This is a genomic window from Cupriavidus numazuensis (genome assembly GCF_905397435.1).
Taxonomy (GTDB): Bacteria; Pseudomonadota; Gammaproteobacteria; order Burkholderiales; family Burkholderiaceae; genus Cupriavidus; species Cupriavidus numazuensis.
This window is the reverse complement of record NZ_CAJPVI010000124.1, coordinates 1-6,120: the sequence shown is the minus strand read 5'-3', so window position 1 is coordinate 6,120 and position 6,120 is coordinate 1. Positions and strand designations below refer to the sequence as shown.

The 6,120-nt window shown below is 70.0% G+C and carries 1 protein-coding gene; it reads right to left on the bottom strand.

What is annotated here, in order from left to right:
• Positions 1-6,120: non-ribosomal peptide synthetase (locus tag KHO41_RS40570; protein ID WP_211958824.1), on the bottom strand; the 6,120-nt coding region annotated here is incomplete at both ends.

Below are 6,120 nucleotides of genomic sequence, written 5' to 3'. Positions count from 1 at the left end.
ACGCCAGCGCACCAGGTCGCCGGTGCGGTACAGGCGACCGCCTGCGGCGTCGAACGGGTCAGCCACGAAGCGCTCCGACGTCAGGCCCGTACGATGCAGGTAGCCACGCGCCAGCCCGATTCCGCCCAGATAGAGCTCACCTGCCACACCCGGCGGGACCCGTTGCAACTGGCCGTCCAGCACATAGGTGCTGGTGTCCGCAATCGGCTGGCCGATGGCCACGTGGCTGAGGCCGTCCATCCGGCAATGCCAGTGCGTGACGTCGATCGCCGCTTCGGTCGGCCCGTACAGGTTGTACAGTGCCGCCTGCGGCAGCCTGGCAAAGCACAGGTTCTGCGCCTCGGCCGGCAGCGCCTCGCCGCTGCACACCACGCGCTTCAGGCTGGTGCAGGCTTGCACGCCATCGTGCGCCAGGAAAGCCTGCAGCATCGACGGCACGAAGTGCAGCGTGGTCACGCCATGCTGCCGAATCAGTTCCACCAGCCGGGCCGGCTCGCGATGGTCGCCAGGGTTGGCGACAGCCAGCCGTGCGCCGGTCATCAGCGGCCAGAAAAATTCCCACACCGACACGTCGAAGCTGAACGGCGTCTTCTGCAGTACCGTATCCGCGGCGGTGAGCCGGTAGGCGTCCTGCATCCACGCCAGCCGGTTGTACAGCGAGCGGTGGCGGTTGGCCGCGCCCTTGGGCTTGCCGGTGGAGCCAGAGGTGTAGATCACGTAGGCGAGGTTGTCGCCGTGCAGCGCGACTGGCGGCGCGTGATCAGGTTGGGCGCTGGTATCGAGCGTGTCCAGGACCAGCGTGGTGCGCACTGGTGGCAGGCCGGTGACGGTGCTGTGCGTGAGCAGCAGCGCAATGCCGCTGTCCTCCACCATGTACGCCAGCCGGTCCGCCGGGTATTCGGGATCGAGCGGCACATAGGCACCGCCCGCCTTCAGGATCGCCAGCAGGCCCACCACCATCTCCACCGAGCGCGGCAGCGCGATGCCAACACGCACCTCGGGACCGACGCCCTCGGCGATCAGCCGGTGCGCGAGCCGGTTCGCGCGTGCGTTCAGCTCGCCATAGGTCAGCGTCACGTCGCCGAACAGCAGCGCCACCGCATCGGGAGCCTGACGTTCGATCAGCCGGTGCACCGGTTCGGGATTGGTGTAGCGATGGGTGTTCACCTCCCAGTGCTGCAATTGCGCGCGCTCGACGCCGCTCAGGACATCCAGCGCGCCAAGCCGGTCTGCCGGCCGTGCCGCCAGTTGTTCCAGCGTGGCGGCCACGGCAGCGGCAAGCCGCAGCACGCCGGCCTGGTCAAAGGCCTCACGCGCATAGCGGAAACCCAGCACCAGCGTCTGCGCCTGGTGCACCACCAGCGTCATCGGATAGTTGGTTTCCTCATGGTTGTCGACGTGCCCGAAACGCAGGCCGCTCGACGCCGCCTGACCGAGCGCTTCGTCGACCGGATAGTTCTCGAACACGACGATGCTGTCGAACAGGCCCTGCCCGGCCTGGCCGGCCCAGGTCTGGATGTCGTACAGCGGCGTGTGCTCGAACTCGCGCGAGGCCAGGTTCTGCGCCTGCAGTGCGCGCAGCCAGTCACCCACGCGCTCGGCGGGCCTTGGCGCGGCAATCAGCGGCAGCGTGTTGATGAACAGGCCGAGCATGTGCTCGGCGCCCGGCAGCTCAGCCGGGCGCCCCGCCACCGTGGTGCCGAAGCAGACAGTCGGCTGGCCGGTGCAGCGCGCCAGCTCGAGCGCCCAGGCCGCCTGCACCAGCGTATTGACGGTTACCCGCTCGCGCCGGGCCGCGTCCTGCAGGCGGCGCATGGCGTCGATATCGAGTTCGAGATTCCACTGCCCCTGGCTCGTGACCTGGTTACCGGTCCTGGGCAGCACGCCCGCCAGGCGGGTCGGCGCCGGCAGCTGCGCAAGCTGCGCGCGCCACCAGTCCTGCGCGGCACCGGCATCGCGGCGCTGCAGCCAGCCGATGTAGTCGCGGTAGCGTCCGGCTGGCGGCAGCGACGGCTGGCCGGCATAGTGCTGCATCACGTCTGCCAGCAGCTGCGAGGTGCTCCAGCCGTCCAGCAGCAGATGGTGCCCGGTCCAGATGAAGTGATAGAGGGTCTCCGACAAGCGCACCAGCGCCAGGCGCATCAGCGGCGGCTGGTTCAGGTCGAAGGGCCGGTGTTCGTGCGCGGCCAGCTGCGCCAGCGCGGCGTCGTGGCTGTCGTGGCTGCCGTGGTTGCCGTGGCCGTTCCGCGCGCGCCAGTCATGCTCGGCCAACCCCAGCGGCGCACGGCGCGCGACCCATTGCAGCGGTACTTCGCGCTGGTGCCAGAAGCCGGTGCGCAGCACTTCGTGGCGGGCGATCGCGGCTTCCCACGCGGCGCGGAAGCGCTGGGCGTCGAGCCCTTCGATGTCCACGCGCAGTTGAGTGAGGTATGCAGTGCCCTCCGGCTCCGACACGCTGTGGAACAGCATGCCGGCCTGCATCGGCGACAAGGGATAGAGGTCCGACAGGTTTTTCGCGTCGCGCGTGTCCAGTTCGGCCTGCGCTACCTGCGCCAGCGGGAAGTCCGAAGGCGTCACGCCCGCCGCGCCGCCGGTGCAGTGTGCGACCAGCGCCCGCAGTTCTGCCTCGAACGCCTGGGCCCATCCCTGTACCGCGGATTGCGGGTAGCCGCTGGCATCGATCGTCAGCGACAGTTCGCCGTCATAGACTTGCCCGTTGATGACGAAAGCGTGGCCCTGCCGTGCCGCGGGGTCGGTCGGCGTGCCGCCATGCTCGCGCGCGGGTTGCCACGGGCCGTCGGCATCCAGACTGCCGTCGAACTGGCCGAGATAGTTGAACAGCACCTGCGCACGCGGCAGGCGGGCGATGGCCTCGCGCTGGTCGGGGCGTCCCAGGTAGCGCAACACACCATAGCCCAGCCCCTTGCCGGGGATCGCCCGCAGGTCTTCCTTGACCCGGCGGATCGCCTCGCCCGGCTCGCCCAGCGGCGACAGAAGCACCGGGTAGACGCTGGTGAACCAGCCCACGGTGCGCGACAGGTCCAGGCCATCGCCCAGATCCTCGCGGCCGTGGCCTTCCAGTTCGATCAGCACGCGCTCCTTGCCGCTCCAGGCGCACAGCGCCCGGCCCAGCGCGGTCAGCAGCAGGTCGTTGACCTGCGTGCGGTAGGCGGCTGGCGCCTGCTTGAGCAGGGCTTCGGTGGTGCCGCGATCCAGCTTCACCTGAGTGCTCTCACGCTCGCCCGATGCACCGGCCGGCAGGTCTGCCCGCGCGTCGGCCAGCGACTGCCACCAGTCCAACTCGTCCGCATGCGCGGAGGCATAGCCTTGCAGCGCGTGCGCCCATTCCTGATAGCTGCTGGTGCGCGGCGGCAGCGCGACCGGCTCGCCGGCCAGCGCCTGCGCATAGGCCGTCTGCAGGTCTTCCAGCAGGACGCGCCACGAGACGCCATCGACCACCAGGTGATGGATCGCCAGCAACAGGCGCCAGCTGCCATCCGCGACTTCGATGGCCAGCGCCCGCAGCAGCGGACCATTGGCGAGATCGAGGCTGCGCTGGGCCTGCTCGCACAGCGCCTCGATCTGCGCGGCGTCGTTGGCTTGCCGCACCCACAGCACGCTCGCTTCCGCATCGGCATCGGCATAGTGCTGGCGCCAGCCGTCCGCCTGCTCGACGAAGCGCAGGCGCAGGCCATCGTGCTGGCCCAGCAGCGCTGCCAGCGCCGTTTGCAGGGCATCGACCGACATCGCCTCGCGGCTCTCCAGCAGCACCGACTGGTTCCAGTGGTGGCGCGACGGCACCGGCGTGGCGAAGAACTCGGCCTGGACCGGCAGCAGCGGCACTGCGCCGCTGGCCGGCGCGCGCGGCGCCTCCACCGGCGCGACGGCCTCGGCCACTTGTGCGAGCTGGGCCACGGTCTGGCGTTCGAAGAGCTGGCGCGGCGTCAGCTTGCGGCCGGCGCGGCGGGCGCGGGCAACGATCTGCAGGCTCAGGATGGAATCGCCGCCGAGTTCGAAGAAATTGTCGTGACGCCCCACGTGGGGCAGCTTCAGGACTTCGGCCCAGATCCGGGCGAGGATCGTCTCGACCTCGCCGACAGGCGCTTCGTAGCCGGCGCTGGCCACCTGCGCCGGCTCGGGCAGCGCCTTGCGGTCGACCTTGCCGTTAGGGTTCAGCGGCAGCGCGTTGAGCACGACGATCGCGCCCGGCACCATGTAGTCGGGCAGCACCTGGGCCAGCCGATCGCGCAGCACCGCCGCGTCGGTGTCGGCGCCGACGTAGGCCACCAGGCGGCCGTCCCTGGCTACCACCACGGCCTCGCGCACTTCCGGCTGCGCCAGCAATTGCGCCTCGATCTCGCCCAGCTCGATGCGGAAGCCGCGGACCTTGACCTGATGGTCGATGCGCCCGAGGTATTCCAGCTGCCCATCGGCGCCCCAGCGCACCAGGTCGCCGGTGCGGTACAGGCGGCCGCCCTCGCTGCCGAACGGGTCGGCCACGAAGCGCTCCGCCGACAGGCCCGCGCGATTCAGATAGCCGCGGGCCAGTCCGGCTTGCCCCAGGTACAGTTCGCCGGCCACACCCTGCGGCACCTGCTGCAGGTTGCCGTCCAGCACATAGGCGCTGCGGTCGCCGACCAGCCTGCCGATCGGCATGTAGGCAGCGTCGAAGCGCGTCTGCGGCGTGGCCTTGGCGATCATCGGCGTGATCACCGTCTCGGTCGGGCCATAGCCGTTGATGATGCGCGGCGGGCGCAGCACCGACTGGACCAGGTCGAAGCTGGCACGCGACATTGCCTCGCCGCCGACCGTGTAGGAGCGGATGGGCAGGTCGCGGCCCGCTTCGCCGACCAGCTCGGCCATCTGGTGGAGGTAGCTCGGCGTGAAGCAGGCGATGGTGATGCCGTGGCGCGCGATCTCGGCGCAGGTGCGCTCGACCGACCAGACTTCGTTGTCCCGCGGCATCAGCGCGGCGCCAAATGCCAGCGGCACCCAGGTGCGCTCGTGTGCGCCGTCGAAGGCGATCGACGCGAACTGCAGCTCGCGGTCCTGCGGCGTCATGCCGTATTCCGCGCCGATGGACAGCACATGCATCGACAGCGGGCCGTGGGCCACGGCAACGCCCTTGGGCTTGCCGGTGGAGCCGGACGTGTAGATCACGTAGGCGAGGTTCTCGCCGTGGACCGGCACCCGCGGGTGCCGGCCGGATTCGGCACTGAGGTCGACTGTGTCGAGGTGCAGCGCGCGCATGGCCGGCAGGCTGGTGACCGTGCTGTGCGTCAGCAGCAGCGCAATGCCGCTGTCTTCCACCATGTACGCCAGCCGATCCGCCGGATACTCTGGGTCGAGCGGCACATAGGCACCGCCCGCCTTCAGGATCGCCAGCAGGCCCACCACCATCTCCACCGAGCGCGGCAGCGCGATGCCGACACGCACCTCCGGGCCCACGCCCTCGGCGATCAGCCGGTGCGCAAGGCGGTTGGCGCATGCGTTCAGTTCGCCATAGGTCAACGTCTGCTCGCCGAAGATCAGCGCCAGCGCCTCGGGGTCCTGGCGCTCGACCAGCCGGTGCACCGGCTCCGGGTTCGCATAGCGCGTCGGGTTCAGGCTCCATGCCTGCAACCGGTCACGCTCGGTGTCGCCAAGCAGCGCCACGTCGCCCACCGCCTGCTCAGGCGTGGCCACCAGCGCTTCCAGCAGCCGCACGTAGTGCTGCGCCATGCGCGCGATGGTGTCGGCGTCGAACAGCTCCGCGGCATAGGCCAGGCTGCCGCGCGCCTGTCCGGCTGCATCCTCGCTCACATCCAGCACCAGCTCGAACTGCGCCGTGCGCTCGCCCAGCGCGTAGTCCGACAGCACCAGCCCCGGCAACTGCTGCAGCGCGCGCAGGTCCTCGCGCTGGTAGTTGAACATGGTCTGGAACAGCGGGCTCACGCTCAGGCTGCGTTCCGGCTGCAGCGCTTCCACCAGCTGCTCGAACGGCAGGTCCTGGTGCGCCTGCGCGCCCAACGCCGCCTCGCGCACCTGCTGCACCAGCTGCGCCAGCGTCATGCGCCCCGACACCCGCGCGCGCAGCACCTGGCTGTTGACGAACAGGCCGACCAAGCCTTCGGTCTCGAC